This is a genomic window from Lysobacter panacisoli (assembly GCF_009765165.1).
GTDB lineage: Bacteria > Pseudomonadota > Gammaproteobacteria > Xanthomonadales > Xanthomonadaceae > Lysobacter_J > Lysobacter_J panacisoli.
Genome location: NZ_VLNU01000001.1, coordinates 2383624 through 2402512, shown reverse-complemented (window position 1 = coordinate 2402512; position 18889 = coordinate 2383624). Strand labels below are relative to the sequence as shown.

General features: G+C 67.5%; 18 protein-coding genes and 1 pseudogene. 16 read left to right on the top strand and 3 right to left on the bottom strand.

Going from position 1 to position 18889, the window contains the following annotated elements:
* Nucleotides 1-34 precede the first annotated feature (34 nt).
* The 5 genes from FOF45_RS11265 to FOF45_RS11245 all read left to right on the top strand — a co-directional run bounded on the left by FOF45_RS11265 (nucleotide 35) and on the right by FOF45_RS11245 (nucleotide 3864).
* The gene (locus tag FOF45_RS11265; protein WP_158984913.1) at nucleotides 35-1249 is read left to right on the top strand and encodes a DUF2272 domain-containing protein; all 1215 of its coding nucleotides are present in this window, start codon (nucleotides 35-37) and stop codon (nucleotides 1247-1249) included.
* A 101-nt stretch (nucleotides 1250-1350) separates the two neighbouring features.
* Nucleotides 1351-1980 (top strand): LysE family translocator, encoded by a 630-nt coding sequence (locus FOF45_RS11260; RefSeq protein WP_158984911.1) that lies wholly within the window; start codon nucleotides 1351-1353, stop codon nucleotides 1978-1980.
* Between the two features lie 179 nt (nucleotides 1981-2159).
* Nucleotides 2160-2720 carry a DUF1439 domain-containing protein gene (locus FOF45_RS11255; protein ID WP_158984909.1) on the top strand — a complete coding sequence of 187 codons (561 nt, stop codon included), beginning with the start codon at nucleotides 2160-2162 and terminating at the stop codon, nucleotides 2718-2720.
* 2 nt (nucleotides 2721-2722) lie between these two features.
* Entirely contained in the window at nucleotides 2723-3397 is a 675-nt protein-coding gene (locus FOF45_RS11250; RefSeq protein WP_158984907.1) for a Cif family virulence factor, read from the top strand.
* On the top strand, nucleotides 3394-3864 hold the full coding sequence (locus FOF45_RS11245) for a PIN domain-containing protein (protein WP_233264131.1): 471 nt from the start codon (nucleotides 3394-3396) through the stop codon (nucleotides 3862-3864). The genes FOF45_RS11250 and FOF45_RS11245 overlap by 4 nt, the downstream gene beginning before the upstream one ends.
* 36 nt (nucleotides 3865-3900) lie before the next feature.
* On the opposite strand, the gene FOF45_RS11240 is transcribed toward FOF45_RS11245, so the two are convergent.
* The 3 genes and pseudogenes from FOF45_RS11240 to FOF45_RS11230 all read right to left on the bottom strand — a co-directional run.
* A complete protein-coding gene (locus FOF45_RS11240) occupies nucleotides 3901-6126 on the bottom strand; it encodes a DUF5916 domain-containing protein (protein WP_158984905.1) in 2226 nt (741 codons plus the stop codon).
* A gap of 233 nt (nucleotides 6127-6359) precedes the next feature.
* On the bottom strand, nucleotides 6360-7172 hold the full coding sequence (locus tag FOF45_RS11235; protein WP_158984891.1) for a 3-hydroxybutyrate dehydrogenase: 813 nt from the start codon (nucleotides 7170-7172) through the stop codon (nucleotides 6360-6362).
* Nucleotides 7173-7367: 195 nt separating this feature from the next.
* Nucleotides 7368-7829 (bottom strand): annotated as a pseudogene (locus tag FOF45_RS11230) (SET domain-containing protein); the annotation flags it as partial.
* A gap of 267 nt (nucleotides 7830-8096) precedes the next feature.
* Here FOF45_RS11230 and FOF45_RS11225 point away from each other — a divergent pair.
* The 11 genes from FOF45_RS11225 to FOF45_RS11175 all read left to right on the top strand — a co-directional run bounded on the left by FOF45_RS11225 (nucleotide 8097) and on the right by FOF45_RS11175 (nucleotide 18791).
* On the top strand, nucleotides 8097-8552 hold the full coding sequence (locus tag FOF45_RS11225; RefSeq protein WP_158984887.1) for an SUF system Fe-S cluster assembly regulator: 456 nt from the start codon (nucleotides 8097-8099) through the stop codon (nucleotides 8550-8552).
* Nucleotides 8553-8568: 16 nt separating this feature from the next.
* Nucleotides 8569-10017, top strand: coding sequence for a Fe-S cluster assembly protein SufB (sufB, locus tag FOF45_RS11220; protein WP_158984885.1), 1449 nt, complete (start codon nucleotides 8569-8571; stop codon nucleotides 10015-10017).
* Between the two features lie 114 nt (nucleotides 10018-10131).
* Complete coding sequence (sufC, locus tag FOF45_RS11215) at nucleotides 10132-10893, top strand: Fe-S cluster assembly ATPase SufC (RefSeq protein ID WP_158984883.1); 762 nt, start codon at nucleotides 10132-10134, stop codon at nucleotides 10891-10893.
* A 1-nt stretch (nucleotide 10894) separates the two neighbouring features.
* Nucleotides 10895-12190, top strand: a complete 1296-nt coding sequence (gene sufD, locus FOF45_RS11210; protein WP_158984881.1) for a Fe-S cluster assembly protein SufD — start codon at nucleotides 10895-10897, stop codon at nucleotides 12188-12190.
* Nucleotides 12187-13428, top strand: a complete 1242-nt coding sequence (locus tag FOF45_RS11205) for a cysteine desulfurase (RefSeq protein WP_158984879.1) — start codon at nucleotides 12187-12189, stop codon at nucleotides 13426-13428. Before sufD ends, FOF45_RS11205 begins: the two co-directional genes overlap by 4 nt.
* Nucleotides 13425-13988 carry a GNAT family N-acetyltransferase gene (locus tag FOF45_RS11200; RefSeq protein WP_158984877.1) on the top strand — a complete coding sequence of 188 codons (564 nt, stop codon included), beginning with the start codon at nucleotides 13425-13427 and terminating at the stop codon, nucleotides 13986-13988. Before FOF45_RS11205 ends, FOF45_RS11200 begins: the two co-directional genes overlap by 4 nt.
* Nucleotides 13985-14311, top strand: a complete 327-nt coding sequence (locus FOF45_RS11195; protein ID WP_158984875.1) for a non-heme iron oxygenase ferredoxin subunit — start codon at nucleotides 13985-13987, stop codon at nucleotides 14309-14311. Before FOF45_RS11200 ends, FOF45_RS11195 begins: the two co-directional genes overlap by 4 nt.
* Nucleotides 14312-14531: 220 nt before the next feature.
* A complete protein-coding gene (locus tag FOF45_RS11190; protein WP_158984873.1) occupies nucleotides 14532-16841 on the top strand; it encodes a TonB-dependent receptor in 2310 nt (769 codons plus the stop codon).
* A 79-nt stretch (nucleotides 16842-16920) separates the two neighbouring features.
* The gene (locus FOF45_RS11185) at nucleotides 16921-17607 is read left to right on the top strand and encodes a Fe2+-dependent dioxygenase (protein ID WP_158984871.1); all 687 of its coding nucleotides are present in this window, start codon (nucleotides 16921-16923) and stop codon (nucleotides 17605-17607) included.
* Nucleotides 17608-17614: 7 nt separating this feature from the next.
* Nucleotides 17615-18259, top strand: a complete 645-nt coding sequence (locus tag FOF45_RS11180) for a PepSY-associated TM helix domain-containing protein (RefSeq protein ID WP_158984869.1) — start codon at nucleotides 17615-17617, stop codon at nucleotides 18257-18259.
* 22 nt (nucleotides 18260-18281) lie between these two features.
* Complete coding sequence (locus FOF45_RS11175; protein ID WP_158984868.1) at nucleotides 18282-18791, top strand: DUF2271 domain-containing protein; 510 nt, start codon at nucleotides 18282-18284, stop codon at nucleotides 18789-18791.
* Nucleotides 18792-18889 lie beyond the last annotated feature (98 nt).

The following is an 18889-nucleotide window of genomic DNA, read 5'->3' as shown; positions in this document are numbered from 1 at the left end:
CCGCAAGCTGCTCCCAGCCAACCGGGAGCGGCTCATGCGATCGAGCTTCGGGATTCTCGCCACCGCGCTCACCTTGATCCTGCTGCTCGCGCCGGTGTGCGCGCAGCAGAACGCCAGTCGGGCCATCCCCGCGTTTCCGCGTCCCACCGGTTTCCCCGATCCCGCGCTGCGCGTGACCTGGTCGCGCGGCGAGGACGCGCCGCCGATGATGGTGCGCGTCGGTCCGAACTCGTTCGAACCGATGTACCGGCGCTCGGGCAACGGCTATGTGCCGGCGCGCGCGGCGGGCTACCGCATCGCGATCAGCTCGTGTCCATCGATCCCGCCGCGCGGCGATCCGCGCACGCGGATGATCGACCTTGCCGCCGCCGAATGGGCCTACTTCGGCTTGCCCGTGCTGGACATGGCGGTGGAACCGTCGGCGATCGTGCCGCGCGTGCCGCAGCCGGACGGCGTGGTCGAGATCATCTCGCCCGGCCGCAACGCTTCCATCGGCAGCCGCGTGCTGCGCCAGGCGCCGCGCCTGGGTTTGATGGAAGACGACGCCGCCGTGCAGGGCACCATCGCCGGCTACTGGGCCGCGACCGGAAACGAGGAAGCGATGCGCGTGCAGAGCATCGTCAACTACGGTTGGCACGAAGCCGGTTGGGCGATGCCGTGGTCGGCGGCATTCATTTCCTGGCTCGCCTGCGAGGCCGGGCTGTCGACCGCGCAGTTCCAGCGCAGCGGTGGCCACATCGACTACGTGCGCGCCGCGGTGCGCGCACGCGACGGACAGGATTCCTCGCAACTGTACGTCGCGTACGACCTTGCCGAATCAACGCCAGCCGCGGGCGACCTGCTGTGTACGGCGCGCGGCGATGCCACCTTCGCCTCCATCGCCGATGTGCGCAGCGGCAACAGCGATTCCAACGCGCTGCACTGCGATCTGGTGGTGAAAACCGACACGGACCGCCGGCGGCTGTATGCGATCGGCGGCAACGTGAACCATGCGGTGACGCTGTCGGTGATCGCGACCGACGCCAAGGGGCGGCCGCTCACCGACCAGGACATCGTCGGCGCGCACCGCTGGTTCGCGGTGCTGAAGCCGCGTTCGGGCGGCAAGGTCGCGCACGACCTCGACGGCACGCCGACGGTGCAGACGCTCTACCGCGACTACGCGCGCTACGCCGGCAGCCGCCGCGCACCGCCGCCGCTGCCTCTGCAGGGTCGAGGGACGTCGACTCCGGCCAAGGCTTCCTCGCCGTGACATCGCACCCGACTTTGCGCGGAACGCTGCATCGCGTGCGCTGGCGCGCACGACTTCGGCCCGGCGCGTAGTCTGACATTCTGCTCCTACGGACCACCGCGATGCCGCTGTTCGACACCCAGACCCTGCTCGCCTACCTCGCCGCCGCGGCGGTGCTGGTGATCCTGCCCGGGCCGGGAACCGCGTGGATCGTCGCGCAGAGCCTGTCCGGCGGGATGCGTCGCGGCTTGCAGGCCGGGCTGGGACTGGAGACCGCGACGCTGCTGCATGCGGTCGCGGCGGGGCTGGGCCTGTCGGCGGTGCTGGCCACGTCGGCGCTGGCGTTCGAGGCGATCAAGTACCTCGGCGCGGCGTATCTGATCTGGCTCGGCATCAAGGCCTGGCGCAGTGGCGAGGCGCCGGCCGAAAGCACACCGCCGGCCGCGACGTCGGGGCGCGGCGTCTACCTGCGTTCGGTCGTGACCGGCGTGCTCAATCCGAAGGTCGCGCTGTTCTTCCTCGCGTTCCTGCCGCAGTTCGTGCATCCCGAACGCGGCTGGGTGTGGCTGCAGTTCCTCGTGCTCGGCGCATTGCTCGCACTGGTGGGGCTGTGCAACGACGTGTTCCTCAGCGTCGCGGTCGGTCGCCTCGGCCGCCGTGTCGCGGGTCGTGGCGGACGCTGGATGCAGCGCGCGACCGGCACGCTGTTCATCGGCCTGGGCCTGCGCCTTGCGATCCAGCAGCGGGCCTGAAGCCGCGACCGCTGGTCGGCTCGCCACCATGCGCCGCAGGCACGGACGTTAGGATCGACCCCATAACCACCCGCGCGCGACGGGGATGCGACCGGGCGGACCAGCAGTGGTCGTGCGCATCGGTCCTGTTCTTGTTCATGCGGCGCGGGTATCGTCCCGGCATACCCGTGGAGCCCCGGATGTACCCGCGCCGCATTTCCCGAATCCTCGTCGCCGCCGCGTTCGGCGTCGCACTCGCCGCCTGCACCAGCCTGGGCGCCCTGCTCGGCAACGACGTGCGCTTCACGCCGATGCAGTTGCAGCATTCGCTGGACCGCAATTTCCCCAAGCATTACGACAAGCTCGGCGGACTGGTCTCGATGACGCTGATGAACCCGCGTGTGTCGATCCCGCAAGGCTCCAGTCGCCTGCGTGTGGATTTCGACCTCGGCGTGTCCGCGCTCGGCAGCGACAGCAGCCGGCCCGACGGCCATTTCGCGCTGACCAGCGCGCTGCGCTACGACCCCGGCACGCGCGGCCTGCACCTGCAGGAGCCGCGCATCGAAGATGTGAACGTACCCGGCCTGGGCGGCGCGATGAACGCCAGTTCGCGTGCGCTGCTCAATTCATGGCTCGGCGAATACGCACGGCAGGAGCCGGTCTATCGCCTCGACAACAGCCTGCTCGACCGCCTCGGCTCGCGTCGCATCGGCACGACCACGATCGAACAGGGCACCGTCGTCGTCCACCTGGATCAGTGAACATGCACCTGCGTTTCCTCGTAACCGCGCTGGCGTTGTGCGCCACGCTTTCGGCCTGCGGCGACAAGGCCACCACCGGGCCCGCATCGAAGGACGGCAACGCCGAAACGCTGCCCACGCCCGAAGGTGCGCGCGGTGGCGTCACCGGCATGCCCGACAAACCGGGCCCGGGCCAGATCGGCCTTCCGCAGCCCGACGAAGGCGAGGTCGCGCTGGACGAGAACGGCAACCCGATCCTGCCTGAGGGCACCGGTGAATCCACGACGGAAGCACCCGACACTGCTGCAGCGGAAGCGACCAGCGAACCCACCGTGCAGGACGCGGTCGGGGTGATCCGCGACTACTACGCGGCGATCAACCGCCGCGACTACGCGGCTGCGCACGCGCTGTGGTCCGACGGTGGCCGTGCCAGCGGCCAGAGCGCGGAGCAGTTCGCCGGCGGTTTCGCCGATACCACGGGCGTGTCGATCGAAATCCTCGCGCCGGGGCAGGTCGATGCGGCAGCGGGCTCGCGCTATATCGAAGTGCCGGTGGCGCTCACCGCGACGCATGCCGACGGCCGCCAGCAGCGCTTCGTCGGCGCGTACACATTGCGTCGCAGCGTGGTCGACGGCGCGACGGCGGACCAACGCGCCTGGCGCATCGGCACGGCGGACCTGCGCGAAGTCGAGCAGTGAGCACCATCGCGTCCGGCGCGGAACGCGGTCCGCCGCGCATCGTGCTGGACACCAATGTCTGCCTCGACCTGTTCGTGTTCGCCGATCCGCGCGTCGCGCCGCTGCGCGATGCGCTACGTTCCGGTGCGTTGTCCGGCGTCACCGATGAAGCCTGTCGCGACGAATGGCAGCGCGTGCTGGCCTACCCCGTACTGAAACTCGACGATGCGACGCGCGCGACGTGTCTGTCCGACTATGACGCCGTGATGCGCGTGGGGACATTCCCGCGCACGGAATCGAATCCCTTGCCCCGCTGCGCGGATCCGGACGACCAGAAGTTCCTGGAGCTCGCTGCCGGCTGCGAGGCACGATGGCTGCTCAGTCGCGACGACGCGCTGTTGAAGCTCGCGCGGCGGATGCAACGCGAGTGTTCGCTCGACATCCTGACGCCAGCGCAGTGGGTGGAGGCGTGGTCGTCACCGCGCTGAAGGATCCCCGCCTTCGCGGGGATCACGGCTGAAGCCTTACAGCTCGAACCGATAGCTCAGCTTCACCAGCAACTGCTCGTCGTCGCGCAGGTCCATGCTGTCGCGCAGCGCGCGGTCCGCGCCATCGGCGAACGGCTGCTGGTCGAAACCACCGCGGCCATAGACCACATACAGATACGAGAGCGGCGCCAGTTCGTAGCGGTAACGGATCTGGAAGCCGAGGTTGCTGACGCTGAAATCCTCGACCGGTTCGTCGGTCGGAATCGACGCGCCGTTCTGCGCCACCCGGTACGCCTGCTCCAGGTCGGCGTCCAGGCCGATGGCCTGCAGCTTCACGCGCAGCTCCTGCTTGCTGGTGATCGTCCAGTCCATGCCGGCGTCGAGCTGCAGCATGTGCTCGTTGAATTCGCCGATCAGGTTGTCGTTCTGCCACACCAGCCAGCTCGGGATGCGCTCGTAGTAACCGCCCAGGTACACGCTGAAGGCGTCGCTGATGAAGTACGTCGGCTGGACGCGCAAGTCGTAGCCGACCTTGTCGTTGCCGGCGAGGCCGCCGCTGAACAGGTCCGCTTCTACTTCCCACGCCCAGTCGCCCTTGCGCGGACGCGTGAACTCGAAGTACGCGTTGAAGCTCGACGGCTTGTCGACCAGGCCGTTGCCGCGCGTGAGCAGATCGTCGACGCCGGAAGTGTTGATGTTGATCTGCGCGTATTCGTAGCTGCCGTTGCGCAGGTTGCCCTCGCGGCTGATGCGCAGCTGGCGCTGCAGGCGATCGCCGTGGTCGTTGTCGGTGCCGCTGATGCGTCCGCGCCAGTCCTTCGACGAGTAGCGCGAATCGGCCGGCAGGTCGGTGAAGCGACGCAGCACTTCCCAGTTGAAGTAGTTGGTGCTGTTGCGCTGCAGGTAGCCGAAGTCGTTGATCTCCAGCTCGTTGCCGAAGTGCATCGCGAGCCAGCGCTGGCGCCAGCCGTGGTCCATCTCGTAGTTGACCCACATCGTCGCGCCGGTGTCGTCGGTGGTGCGGCCCGACTCGTCGATCTGGCTGCCGATCAGGCGCGTTTCCACGCTCACGCGCGCGCTCGGGCGCCAGTTGTGGTCCACGCCCATCACGGTCGCGTCGCGATCGAGGAACGGACGGTCGACGTGGGTGACCATCGCGCCGAGGTTCTGCTTGTCCATGTCGCGCACCACGCGCAGCGCGCCGAACGTGCGACCGACTTCATCGGCTTCGTCGGCGGCGAACACGCCGTACTTGGTCGCGCCGATGCTGCCGTTGAGCTTCACCGCCGCGGTGATGTCGCCGGCGCCATCGCCGTCGTCCGCCGGGCCACCGACGCGGCGCGTGTACAGCAGCTGGCTGTAGTCCGACGGCGTGGTGAATTCGAAGATGCCCTGGTTCTCGGTGAAGAACGGGCGCTTGTCGCTGATGAAGATCTCCGTCGCATCGAAGTTGACGACGAGGTCGTCGCTCTCGACCTGGCCGAAATCCGGGTTCAGCGTGGCCGACAGCTGGAACTGGCCGTTCGGCTTCCAGAAGAGATCGGCGCCGCCGTCGAAGTCGCTGGAATGGTTGACGTTGTCGTACAGGCCCGACGCGTAGGGCGTGATCGCCAGCAGCGACTGGCTGTACTGCGGCATCTCCACCGGCGCGAAGTCGGACAGGAAGCGCGGACGCTGGAAGCTCGCGCCCGGCCAGGCGGAACGCTCACCGGTGGAGCCGATCACGCGGTCAAGGTAGATCTTGACCGTGCGCGTGCCGTCGCGGCCCTCGCGCATCGGCGCGATGTACCACGGGATCAGCATCTCGACGTACCAGTACTCGTCGTCCTCGCTGACGGCGTGGCGCCAGTTGCCGTCCCAGTCGTCGTTGAACTGGCTTTCGTTGGTGATCACCGCGTCGGCGATGCCGTCGGTGGACGAGACGGTGAAGTTGTAGCCGGTGCGACCGTCGCCGTCGTAATCGATCATCAGGTTGACGCGATCGACCTGTTCCTCGAAATCGCGCTGCACACGCTGGCGGGTGCGCGGCACGCTCGCGGGCTGCTGGTTGCGGAACGCGATCGCCAGGCCTTCGGGCGTGGCGAGGATCCACGCCTCGGTCGGCAACGAGGCCGGATCCAGCGACAGCGGCTGGACCTTGCGGAAGTCGGTCACGTGGCGCGCGCCCTGCCATTCGGCCGGATCGACGCGGCCGTCGATCTCCACGGCGGAAACCGGAGCGGACAGGGCGGCCAGGATGGCCAGGGTCAGCGGGACACGCATCGGGCGGGGGATCTCGGGAGGCCATCGTCGCCAGCACGGGCGTCGCGGATGCGCGTTCAGCGCTCCCCAGGCGTTCCGTGCGGGTGCTTCAGCTTCGCAGCTGGCGCGGGACGCGAACGACCCGGGCGACGCGCAGCCTAGTCGTCCCGGCGCGCATCACCGAATGGCGGAAGTCATGCAAACCTTTCCGCACCCGCCTGCATCGGAGACTGGTGGCGGATTGTGCCGGCCGCTTACTGCATGTGCCAGCCGTGGCTGACGACGAAGCTCTGGCCGGTGAACGCGGCGGTGGGGAATTCCGCGAGGAAGCGCACGGTCCGCGCCACGTCCTCGACGGTGGTGAAGATGCCATCCACGGTGTTGCCGAGCATCACCCGGCTGACGACCTCTTCCTGGCTGATCCCCAGTTCCTTCGCCTGTTCGGGAATCTGCTTGTCCACCAGCGGCGTACGCACGAAGCCCGGGCACACGACATGACTGCGCACGCCATGCTTCGCCCCTTCCTTTGCCAGGGTGCGCGAAAGGCCGAGCAGGCCGTGCTTGGCGGTGACGTAGGCGGACTTCAGCGGCGAGGCCAGGTGCGAATGCACCGACCCCATGTAGATCACGGTGCCGCCGCGGCTCTTGCCGCCGCCGCCCGCGCCGTACATGTGCGGCAACACGGCCTTCGTGGTGAGGAAGGCGCCGTCGAGGTGGATCGCCAGCATCTTCTTCCAGTCGGCGTAGGCGAACTGCTCGATCGGGTTGACGATCTGGATGCCGGCATTGGAGACGAGGATGTCGACGCCGCCGAAGCGCTGCGCGGCCTGCGCCACGCCGGCCTCGACCGCGGCCTCGTCGGTGACATCCATCGCGACGCCGAGTGCGCGTCCCCCGGCGGATTCGATCTCCGCGGCGACGGCCTGCGCGCCGTGCACGTTCAGGTCGGCGATGACCACCGCCGCGCCGGCGCGCGCGAGTTCGAAGGCGATCTCGCGACCGATGCCGCTGGCCGCGCCGGTGACCAGCGCGGTCTTGCCTTCAAGGGCGTTGGAGGACGTGCTCATGCGTGACTCCGGATGCTTGGGCGAAAGCACGCCGGGCGGCGCGCATCGGCGCAGTGTGGCGGTGCCCGTGTGACACCGCCATTGCCCGATGGTACGGGGCGATCAGCGCTTCTTCGCGACCTTGGCCTTCTTGGCCTTCTTCGCGCTCTTGCCCTTGGCGGCCTTGGCGGGCTTCTTCTTCGCCTTGGCCGGGGTCTTGGGCTGCAGCATCGTGCCGGTGCACTTGCGCGAACCGCAGCGGCATTCCCAGATCTTCTTCAGTTCCGCGGTGTGCTTCTCGGCCAGCGTGATGCCGTAGTTGTACGACAGCTCCTCGCCCGGCTTGATGTCGCGGATCGCCTCGATGAAGACGCGGTCGCGGGTCCGGTCGTCGCCGTCGTCCTCGTCCAGGACCGCCTCGCAGTTCGGCGCGCAGCTGTGGTTGATCCAGCGCGCGGTGTTGCCTTCGAAGTTCGCGTCGATGACGTATTCGTCGTTCAGCGTGAACAGGAAGGTGTGGCCGGAATCGATGTCGCCGCTCTCACCGGCATCGACGTCTTCGTGGGTGCGGCGACGCCCCTTGTATTCGACTACGCGCTCGCCCTTGGCGATCGGGGCGACGGCGAAGACACCGTTGCCGTGAATGGCGGAACGACGGGCGACGATCTTGCGGGGCATGCACGGATCCGGTTTCGAGGAAAGCGGACATTTTGTACGGATCGCCGGGACATAGCCATCGCGTGTCCATCACGTGCACGACGTGTGCGATCGATGCCGCATCGCAGGCTCGCATGTCGCGGTCGGGGAACCCATCCGCGACCGCATCGATCCCGCCCCCACGGCCCCGATCCCCAACCTTCCCGGAACCGCCCGTCCCCGGCCCCTTGGACTCGACGCCCCGAAACCGTACAATTCCGGTACGGATTAGCTCTCCCCCAGCGAAAAATGCTCCGCGTCACCAAGCTCACCGACTACGCCACGGTCGTCATGACCGTCCTGGCCCACGATCCGGATGCCGTCCTCAGCGCATCCGAGTTGGCCGAGCGTGCGGGCCTTGAGACCACCACGGTCGCCAAGGTGCTCAAGCCGCTGGCGCAGGCCGCACTGGTGGAAGGCTTCCGCGGCGCCAACGGCGGCTACCGCCTGGCACGGCCGGCCGACGCGATCGGCCTGCTGGAGATCGTCGAGGCGATGGAAGGCCCGCTCGGCATGACCGAATGCAGCGTCCACACGGGCAATTGCGGCATCGAGCAGTCCTGCAGCGTCCGCGCCAACTGGCGACGCATCAACGACGTGGTGATCGATGCACTGCGCGGGGTCACCCTGGCGCAGATGCTCCTTCCCCCGCCCCCACCCGGATCACCGGCCCGGCGCATCGACCTGCACCTGGCCCAGGCATAACGAGTAGGCAGCCCTCATGGCCACCGAAATCCTAGAAAACCGCGAAATCCATGAACAGCTCGGGCGCAAGTACGAGGCCGGCTTCGTCACGGACATCGAATCCGACAGCCTCCCGCCCGGCCTCGACGAGGACATCATCCGTGCCCTGTCGGCCAAGAAGGACGAGCCGGAGTGGATGACGCAGTGGCGCCTCGATGCGTACCGGCACTTCCTGACCATGCCGATGCCGCACTGGGCCAAGCTCAACATCGCCCCGATCGACCTGCAGGCGCTGAGTTACTACTCCGCGCCGAAGGCCAAGTACGCCTCGCTCGATGAAGTCCCGCAGGAACTGCTGGATACCTACGAGAAGCTCGGCGTGCCGCTGCACGAGCGCGCCAAGCTGGCCGGCGTCGCGGTCGATGCGGTGTTCGATTCGGTCTCCGTCGGCACCACCTTCCGCAAGGAGCTGGCCGAGAAAGGCATCGTCTTCTGCTCGATGTCCGAAGCGATCCGCGAGTACCCCGAACTGGTGAAGAAGTACCTCGGCAGCGTCGTGCCGACCGGCGACAACTACTTCGCCGCGCTCAACTCGGCGGTGTTCTCCGACGGCAGCTTCGTGTTCATCCCGAAGGGCGTGCGCTGCCCGATGGAACTGAGCACCTACTTCCGCATCAACGCCGGCCATACCGGCCAGTTCGAGCGCACGCTGATCATCTGCGAGGAGAAGGCGTACGTCTCCTACCTGGAAGGCTGCACCGCGCCGATGCGCGACGAGAACCAGCTGCACGCGGCGGTCGTCGAACTGGTCGCGCTGGAAGACGCGGAGATCAAGTACTCGACGGTGCAGAACTGGTACCCGGGTGACGAGAATGGCGTCGGCGGCATCTACAACTTCGTGACCAAGCGTGGCGAATGCCGCGGCGCGCGCAGCAAGATCAGCTGGACGCAGGTCGAGACCGGTTCGGCGATCACCTGGAAGTACCCGTCGTGCGTGCTGCTCGGCGACGATTCGGTCGGCGAGTTCTATTCGGTAGCGCTCACCCACCACCGCCAGCAGGCCGACACCGGCACCAAGATGATCCACGTCGGCAAGCGCACCAAGAGCAAGATCATCAGCAAGGGCATCAGCGCCGGCCGCGGCCAGAACACCTACCGCGGCCTGGTGAAGGTGCTCGGCAACGCCGAGGGCGCGCGCAACCATACGCAGTGCGACAGCCTGCTGATCGGCAAGAAGTGCGGCGCGCACACGTTCCCGTACATCGAGGTCAAGCATCCCAGCGCGACTGTCGAGCACGAGGCGACGACCTCCAAGATCAGCGAGGACCAGCTGTTCTATTGCCGCTCGCGCGGCATCGGCGAAGAAGACGCGGTGTCGATGATCGTCGACGGCTTCTGCAAGAGCGTATTCCGCGAACTGCCGATGGAATTCGCGGTGGAAGCCAAGAAGCTGCTGGAAGTGAGCCTGGAAGGTTCGGTCGGCTGACGCCTTCACCCCTCGCGGGGAAAGGCACCCGAAGCACGGATGAGGGATGCGCGTGGCGCCTTCCCTCCAACCCTCTCCCACAGGGGAGAGGGAGCAAAACAACTGGAAACGAACATGCTGAAGATCGAAAACCTCCACGTCTCCGTCGCCGGCAAGGAGATCCTCAAGGGCCTCTCGCTGGAGCTGCAACCCGGCCAGGTGCACGCCGTCATGGGTCCCAATGGCGCGGGCAAGTCCACGCTGGGCAACGTGCTCGCCGGACGCGAGGGCTATGAGGTCACCGCCGGCACCGTCACGTTCGAAGGCGGCGACCTGCTTGCGCTGGAACCGGAAGAGCGCGCCGCGACCGGCGTGTTCCTTGCGTTCCAGTACCCGGTCGAGATCCCGGGCGTGAACAACACCTACTTCCTGCGCACCGCGCTCAACGCGCAGCGCAAGGCGCGCGGCGAGGCGGAACTGGACTCGATGCAGTTCCTCAAGCTGGTGCGCGACAAGCTCGCCGTGCTGCACCTGAAGGACGAACTGCTGCATCGCGGCGTCAACGAAGGGTTCTCCGGCGGCGAGAAGAAGCGCAACGAGATCTTCCAGCTGGCGCTGCTCGAACCGAAGCTGGCGATCCTCGACGAAACCGACTCGGGCCTGGACATCGACGCGCTCAAGGCCGTCGCCGACGGCGTCAACGCGCTTCGCTCGCAGAACCGCGCGTTCCTCGTGATCACGCACTACCAGCGCCTGCTCGACTACATCAAGCCGGACGTGGTGCACGTGCTCGCTGACGGCCGCATCGTCGAGACCGGTGGCCCCGAACTGGCGCTGGAACTCGAGGCGCACGGCTACGCGTGGGTCAAGGATCGCATCGCACCGGAGTCGGCCTGACATGAGCGCCCTGCTCGACTCCTTCGCGGCCGCTTTCGACTCGCTGCCCGCACGCGACGCCGCCGGGCTCGGCGACAGTCGCCGCGCAGCACTCGATGCCGTGCTGCGCGACGGCATCCCGCACGCGCGCGTGGAAGCGTGGAAGTACACGCCGCTGCGCTCGCTGGAACGACGCGCGTTCGCGTCTCCCGGCGCCGCGCCGTCGTTCGATACCGCCCTGCTCGCAGACATCGCCGGCCCGCGCATCGTCTTCGTCAATGGACGCTTCGACGCCGCGCACAGCGATCTGGCCGCACTCCCCGACGGCGTGCGCCTGCTGCCGCTCTCGCAGGTTCTGGTCGACGGCGAGCCGCGCGACGCCAACTTCCTCGCGCGCCGTTTCGATCGCGCCGATGAGATCTTCGCCCGCCTCAACGCCGCGCTCGCCGACGACGGCGTGGTGCTGCGCGCCGACGCCGGCGTGCAGTCGAGCCAGCCGATCCACCTGGTCTTCATCGGCGCGACGGCCGATGGCGATCGCGCATGGCATCTTCGCCACCTCGTCGAGCTGCGCGACGGCGCCGCGCTCACGCTCGTCGAGCACTGCATCGGCGACGGCGCGCACAACCATCTCGCCAACCACCTGACCCATGTGCATCTCGGTCAAGCCGCCACCCTGCGCCATGCGCGCGTACAGGACGAGGCCACGGGCGCGACGCTGATGGCGCGCACCGATGCGGTGCTGGCGAAGGATGCCGAGTACCGCCGCATCGACCTCGAACTCGGCGCTGGCCTGTCGCGGCACGAACTCAACGTCGCCCTGCACGGCCAGTCCGCGCGCCTGCACGCCAATGGCGTACTGCTCGCCAGCGGCAAGCGCCACCTCGACACGCGCCTGGGCATCGATCACGTCGGTCGTGACTCCTCGTGCGAACTGACCTGGCGCGGCATGGCGGCGGGCCGCTCCAAGGCCGCGTTCCACGGTGGCATCCTGATCCGCGAAGGCGCCGACGGCACCGCTGCTTCGCTGTCCAACAAGAACCTGCTGCTCAGCGAAGGCGCCGAGATCGACACCCAGCCGGTGCTCGAGATCCACGCCGACGAAGTACAGGCCGCGCACGGCGCGACTGTCGGCCAGCTCGACCAGACCGCGCTGTTCTACCTGCGCAGCCGTGGCGTTCCGGCCGACCAGGCGCGCGCCCTGCTGACCGCGGCGTTCTGTCGCGAAACGCTCGCCGTGATGTCCGCCGACGCGGACCTGCGCCGCGCGCTCGAAGTCCGTCTGGATGCCGCGCTGGCCCGACTGGAGTCCGCATGAACCTCCCCGCTTCCTCCACCGCTGCCGTCGACTGGGCCCGCGTCCGCACCGACTTCCCGCTGCTCACGCGCGAAGTCCACGGCAAGCCGCTGATCTATTTCGATTCGGCCAACACCGGACAGAAACCGGAATCGGTGATCGAAGCGGTCGACGATTTCTATCGTAATCACAACGCCAACGTCAGTCGCGCCGTGCATGCGCTCGGCACCGAAGCGACCGACGCCTATGAAGGCGCGCGCGCGAAACTGGCGAAGTTCTTCAACGTGCGCGGCGACGAGCTGGTGCTGTGCAGCGGCACCACCTTCGCGCTGAACCTGGTCGCGTATTCGTGGGCGCTACCTCGCCTGCAGCCGGGCGATTCGATCGTGCTCACGCGCATGGAGCACCACGCCAACATCGTGCCGTGGCAGCTCGTCGCGCAGCGCACCGGCGCGACGATCAAGGTGGCCGAGCTCAACGAACGCGGCGAACTCGACCTGGCGCAGCTGTATTCGCTGCTCACGCCGGACGTGAAACTGCTCTCGCTGACCAACGTCTCCAACGTGCTGGGCACGGTGAATCCCGTGCGCGAGATCTGCCGCGAAGCACGCAAGCGCGGCATCGTCACCGCGGTGGACGGCTCGCAGGCCGCACCGCACCGCCCGCTCGACATCGCCGCGATCGGCTGCGATTTCTATGCGATCACCGGCCACAAGATGTCCGGCCCGACCGGCACCGGCGCGCTGTGGGCGCGTCGCGAGCACCTCGCCGCGATGCCGCCCTTCATCGGCGGTGGCGAGATGATCAAGGAAGTGCGTTTCGAAGGCACCGTGTTCAACGAGCCGCCGCACAAGTTCGAAGCGGGCACGCCGAACATCGCCGGCTTCATCGGCCTGGGCGCGGCGGTGGATTACCTGTCCGCGCTGGGCATGGAGAACATCGAGGCGCGCGAACAGGAACTGCTGGCGCACGCGACCGAGGAACTGTCGAAGGTCGATGGCCTGCGCATCTTCGGCCAGGCGCGCGACAAGGCGGCGGTGATCAGCTTCCTGGTCCAAGGCGCGCACGCGCACGACCTGGCGACGCTTCTCGACCTGGAAGGCGTGGCGATCCGCTCCGGCCACCATTGCGCGCATCCGCTCATGCAGCACTTCGGCGTACCCGCGACCTGCCGCGCGTCGCTGGCTTTCTACAACACCCATGACGAGGTCGATGCCTTCGTCGCGGCACTGCGCAAGGTGCGTAAACTGCTCGGATGAACACGATCGCCCCTTCGCCCGCGCACGCCGGCCTCCGCTTCCGCCACGCCACCCTCACCGACATCGACGCGCTCGTCGCGCTGGTCGAGTCCGCCTATCGCGGCGACGCCAGCAAGCAGGGCTGGACCACCGAGGCCGACATGCTCGGCGGACGCCGCACCGGTCCGGACGACATCCAGGCCTGTATCGACCGATCGCGCAGCGTGATCCTGATCGCCGAACGCCGCGGTGCGAATGGCGACGAACTGATCGCCTGTGCACACGTTGCGGACGAAGAGGGCGCGGGCTACTTCGGCATGTTCTCGGTGCAGCCGACGCAGCAGGGCGGCGGCGTCGGCAAAGTCGTCATCGCCGAAGCCGAGCGCCTCGTTCGCGAAGACTGGGGCCTGCCGGCGATGCGCATGACCGTCATCGATATCCGCGACGAACTCATCGCGTTCTACGAGCGTCGCGGCTACCGTCGTACCGGCATCAAGAAGCCGTTCCCCTACGGCGACGCGCGCTTCGGCGAACCCAAACGCGACGACCTGCGCTTCGAGGTGCTGGAGAAGGCACTGTGAGCGACGGCTGGGTGTTCGTCTGCGCAACCTCGCAACTGCTGCCGGGCGAGCGCACGGTGGCCTGGGACGGCGACACGCCGATCCTCGTGGTGAACTACGACGGCGACTTCTATGCCCTCGAGGACAAGTGTTCGCACGAGGACTTCGAGCTGTCGGCCGGCAACTACGACGGCGACGAAGCCACCGTCGAATGCGTCCTGCACGGCGCCAAGTTCGACGTGCGCGACGGCCGCGCTCTATGCGCACCGGCCTACGAGCCGGTCGTGCGTTTCCCGGTGAAGGTCGAGGACGGCGGGGTCTGGACCCGCGACGATCGCGGCTGATCTGCCTCGATTACGCCTGATCGGCTCGGCGCACCCCACCGGTGAGCCGTTCCCGCTCGAACTCGGTCTAGCCTCTCGCCCCCCGCACCATCGATGCCCATCGGCTGATCCAACCGGGCCGTTCGTCGCGGCGCGTTCACTTTTCGTTGTAAATGCGAATCGATCTCATTAAGATTGTCGTCCGCCGCGGCCCCCGCCGCACCACGACATCGGGATCAACATGTCCAACAGGAAGTTCGTCGTCTCGCCGCTCGCCGGCGCCCTCGCCCTTGCCGTCGTCACGCCCGTGCTGGCCGACCCGGCCGGCGAGCCGCAGGCCAAGGATCTGGACAAGATCGAAGTGCACGGCGAGTACGTCGAGAAGCCGTCCTCGGTGAAGTACACCGAGCCGCTGCTCGATACGCCGCAGACGATCACCGTCATCACCAAGGACGTGATGGACCAGCAGAACCTGCTGGGCCTGCGCGACGTGCTGAGCACTCTGCCCGGCATCACCTTCGGCGCGGGCGAAGGCGGCGGCGGTTACGGCGACAGCATCACGCTGCGTGGCTTCAACGCCAACAGCGACATCACCACCGACGGCGTGCGCGACAGCGCGCAGTACTCGCGCAGCGACACCTTCAACCTCGACGCGATCGAACTGGTCAACGGCGCCAACTCGGTCTACTCCGGCGCAGGCTCGGTCGGCGGCAACATCAACCTGGTGAGCAAGAGCGCGCGCACCGGCGATTCGACCAACGTCACCGCGGGCGTCGGCACCGACAGCTTCGGCCGCATCACCGTCGACAGCAACACCGACTTCGACAACGGCACGGCGTTCCGCGTCAACGCGATGGTTCACGAGAACGACGCGCCGGGCCGCGACTACGAGCAGTTCAAGCGCTGGGGCATCGCGCCGTCGGTGGCGTTCGGCCTGGACGGCGACACGCGCTTCACCCTGAGCTACCTGCACCAGAGCGACGAGAACGTCCCGCAGTACGGCGTGCCGTACTTCAGCGCCTTCGGCGGTCCGCTGCCAGGCGTGGATCCGTCGAACTACTACGGCTACCACAACATCGACACGCAGGAGATCGACGTCGACATGCTGACCGGCGTGTTCGAGCACGATTTCAACGACAAGATCACGCTGCGCAGCCTCGCGCGCTACCAGCAAGTCGACCAGCTGAGCATCGTCGACGCACCGCAGGGAACGTGGTGCCTGGCAAGCGGCATCAACGCCGCGACCGGCGTCGCCTGTCCGACGACGATGCAGCCGAACACCTACCTTCCGAGCGGCCCGCGCGGCTTCAAGCGCGACACCCGCAACACCATCGCGATCAGCCAGACCGACGTCATCTCGCACTTCGACACCGGCTCGGTCGAGCACTCGCTGGTGGCGGGCGTGTCGCTGTCGCGCGAGGACTTCGACCTCGACACCGGCAACCTGTTCCGCACCGCCAACGGCACCGCGGTGACGCTGCCGCTGATGTCGATCAGCGATCCCGACTCGCGCTACACCGGCCCGATCAATTTCATCCGCAGCGGCATCACCGAGGGCAGCCTGGACAACCAGGCGATCTACGCGTTCGACACGCTGAAGTTCAGCGAGCGCTGGATGCTCAACCTCGGCGCGCGTTACGAGCACAACAAGGGCGACAGCGTCGCGTACACCTTCAACACCACGGCGGGCAGCCCGACCCTGGGCCAAGTCACCGGCCGCACCGTGTCGGAAAACGAGGACGATCTGTTCTCCTACCGCGCGGGCCTGATCTTCAAGCCAGCCGCGAACGGCACGCTGTACGTGTCGTACGCGAACAGCAAGACCCCGTCGAAGGCTTCGGTCAACGGCTCGTGCACCGCGACCAGCACCACCGGCACGGCCAACTGCAACGTCGATCCGGAAAGCGCCGTCAACATCGAATTCGGCGCGAAGTGGGACATCAACCAGCGCCTGGCGCTGACCGGTGCGGTGTTCCGCAACGACCGCGAGGAGTTCAAGGTCGCTGATCCGGGCAACCCGGCCAATCCGAGCGGCGAGCAGCAGCTCGATGGCGAGGCGCGTGTCGACGGCGTGTCGCTCGGCGTGGCCGGTCAGCTTGCGGACCACTGGTCGGTGTTCGCCAACGTGACCTGGCTCGACAGCGAAGTGCTGCAGGGCGTGTCGGACTTCTGCAAGACCAATCCGAGCACGGCGTGCGGCAACACCGCCGCCAATCCCGATCCGCTGGAAGGCCGTCCGATCAGCGGCACGCCGGAACGCGCGGGCAGCGTGTGGACCACCTACGAGCTGTCGCAGTGGACCTTCGGCTACGGCATCACCTACCAGAGCAGCTACGACTACTACACCGGTACCGGCGCCAACGCGGGCACGATCAAGGGCTACACGACGCACCGCGCGATGGTCGGTTACAGCGTCAACGAGCGCCTGAGCCTGCAGCTCAACGCCAACAACCTGTTCGACAAGGAGTACTACATCCGCGTCCGCAACAACGGCTGGGCGACCCCGGGCGACGAGCGCTCGGTGGTGCTGCAGGCCACGTACAGGTTCTAATCCCGGTTCCTGGGCTGATTTGCCCGTACCGGCTTCGTCCGCCCGGCATGCCCGGGCGGACGCATTGAAGGAGTCGAAGATGCTGCTGCAGGTGCCGCAGGTGCTGTCCGCCGATCAGGTCGCGCATTTCCGCGACCGCCTCGCGAATGCCGGCTGGGCCGACGGTCGCATCACCGCCGGCTACCAGTCGGCGATGGCCAAGGACAATGCGCAGCTGCCGGAGAACGATCCGGTGGCGCGCGAGCTGGGCGTCCTCGTGCTCGAAGCGCTTGCGCGCAATTCGACGTTCTTCTCCGCGGCATTGCCGCAGCGCATCTATCCGCCGCTCTTCAACCGTTACAGCGGCGGGCAGTCGTTCGGTTTCCATGTCGACAACGCGATCCGCTACGACCGCAGCGAGGGCGGTGCCGATCCGATCCGCACCGACCTGTCGGCGACGCTGTTCCTCAACGCGCCGGAAGACTACGACGGCGGCGAGCTGGTGATCGAAGACACCTACGGCGTGCAGAAGGTGAAGCTCGCGGCCGGCGACATGGTGCTGTATCCGGGCACCAGCCTGCACAAGGTGACGCCGGTGACGCGCGGCGAGCGACTGGCCTCGTTCTTCTGGATCCAGAGCCTGGTGCGCGAGGACGCGCAGCGCCGGATGATGTTCGAGCTGGACGTATCGATCCGACGACTCACCCAGGACGTGCCGGACCACCCCGCACTGGTGCAGCTCACCGGCGTCTATCACAACCTGTTGCGGCGCTGGGCCGATACCTGAGGCCGACGTGTCCGCATCCTCCAACGCGCCCGACATCGCCGCCCGCCAACAGCGACGCGGCTTCTGGCTGCGCACGCTGCATTCGTGGCACTGGATCAGCTCGGCGATCTGCCTGGTCGGCATGCTGCTGTTCGCGATCACCGGAGTCACGCTGAACCACTCCTCCGCGATCGAGGCGAAGCCGCACACGCTCAACCGCAAGGTCGAGATGCCCGCCTCGGTGCTGCGCGCGCTTGGCACGCGCGAGGACGGCAACGCGCCACTGCCGGGCACGGTCGCGGACTGGCTCGGCGACGTGCTGCCGGTGTCGATCGGCAAGCAGAACGCGGAATGGTCGAGCGACGAGGTTTACCTTTCGCTGCCGCGTCCCGGTGGCGATGCGTGGCTGAGCATCGATCGCGCCAGCGGCGCGGTGGAATACGAACGCACCACGCGCGGCTGGATCGCCTATCTCAACGACCTGCACAAGGGCCGCAACGCGGGCACGGCATGGCGCTGGTTCATCGACGTGTTCGCGCTGGCCTGCCTCGTGTTCTGCATTACCGGTCTGTTCCTGCTGCAGATGCACGCGCGCCAGCGCCGCGCGACCTGGCCCTACGTTGCACTGGGCCTGGCGTTGCCGCTGCTGCTCGCATTGCTGTTCATCCACTGACCCCACACCCCACGGAGTTCCCATGCGCGTCCAACTGACCATCGCCCTGAGCGGCCTGCTCGCGCTGCCGGCGTACTCGGCCGAGATCAACCTCAACGTGCAGATCCCGCAGCTCAACGTCGCCGAATACCACCGCCCGTACGTGGCGATCTGGGTCGAAGGCGCTGACCAGAAGGCGCTCGCCAATCTCGCGGTGTGGTACCAGCAGAAGGCGACCAGTGAAGGCGCCGGCACCAAGTGGCTGCCGGACCTGCGCCAGTGGTGGCGCCGCAGCGGTCGCACGCTGAAGGTGCCGGTGGATGGCGTGACCGGTCCGACGCGTCCGGTCGGCAAGCACGCGCTGCAGTTCACCGACCAGCATCCGGAACTCGGCAAGCTGCCGCCGGGCGAGTACACGCTGGTGATCGAGGCCGCGCGCGAAGTCGGCGGTCGCGAGCTGCTGAAGATCCCGTTCAAGTGGGGCGGCACCAGCAACGGCCAGGCGCAGGGCAGTGCCGAGCTCGGCACGGTCACGCTGTCCACGCGTTCCTGATTCCTCTTTGTCGTTCCCGCGGGGGCGCCGGGCCGGTGTGCCCTCCCCCTCTCCAGTCGCTGGGTCCGGGCCCGCGCGGGAATGACGCCCAGCACTCT

What these genes read in the sequence shown, in the direction of transcription:
- sufB (WP_158984885.1), top strand. Translation starts at nt 8,569, where the DNA reads ATGGCCACCGAAATCCTAGAAAACCGCGAAATCCATGAACAGCTCGGG.
- FOF45_RS11265 (WP_158984913.1), top strand. Translation starts at nt 35, where the DNA reads ATGCGATCGAGCTTCGGGATTCTCGCCACCGCGCTCACCTTGATCCTG.
- FOF45_RS11175 (WP_158984868.1), top strand. Translation starts at nt 18,282, where the DNA reads ATGCGCGTCCAACTGACCATCGCCCTGAGCGGCCTGCTCGCGCTGCCG.
- FOF45_RS11235 (WP_158984891.1), bottom strand. Translation starts at nt 7,172, where the DNA reads ATGAGCACGTCCTCCAACGCCCTTGAAGGCAAGACCGCGCTGGTCACC.
- FOF45_RS11190 (WP_158984873.1), top strand. Translation starts at nt 14,532, where the DNA reads ATGTCCAACAGGAAGTTCGTCGTCTCGCCGCTCGCCGGCGCCCTCGCC.
- sufC (WP_158984883.1), top strand. Translation starts at nt 10,132, where the DNA reads ATGCTGAAGATCGAAAACCTCCACGTCTCCGTCGCCGGCAAGGAGATC.
- FOF45_RS11200 (WP_158984877.1), top strand. Translation starts at nt 13,425, where the DNA reads ATGAACACGATCGCCCCTTCGCCCGCGCACGCCGGCCTCCGCTTCCGC.
- FOF45_RS11225 (WP_158984887.1), top strand. Translation starts at nt 8,097, where the DNA reads ATGCTCCGCGTCACCAAGCTCACCGACTACGCCACGGTCGTCATGACC.
- FOF45_RS11205 (WP_158984879.1), top strand. Translation starts at nt 12,187, where the DNA reads ATGAACCTCCCCGCTTCCTCCACCGCTGCCGTCGACTGGGCCCGCGTC.
- FOF45_RS11240 (WP_158984905.1), bottom strand. Translation starts at nt 6,126, where the DNA reads ATGCGTGTCCCGCTGACCCTGGCCATCCTGGCCGCCCTGTCCGCTCCG.
- FOF45_RS11185 (WP_158984871.1), top strand. Translation starts at nt 16,921, where the DNA reads ATGCTGCTGCAGGTGCCGCAGGTGCTGTCCGCCGATCAGGTCGCGCAT.
- sufD (WP_158984881.1), top strand. Translation starts at nt 10,895, where the DNA reads ATGAGCGCCCTGCTCGACTCCTTCGCGGCCGCTTTCGACTCGCTGCCC.
- FOF45_RS11260 (WP_158984911.1), top strand. Translation starts at nt 1,351, where the DNA reads ATGCCGCTGTTCGACACCCAGACCCTGCTCGCCTACCTCGCCGCCGCG.
- FOF45_RS11255 (WP_158984909.1), top strand. Translation starts at nt 2,160, where the DNA reads ATGTACCCGCGCCGCATTTCCCGAATCCTCGTCGCCGCCGCGTTCGGC.
- FOF45_RS11250 (WP_158984907.1), top strand. Translation starts at nt 2,723, where the DNA reads ATGCACCTGCGTTTCCTCGTAACCGCGCTGGCGTTGTGCGCCACGCTT.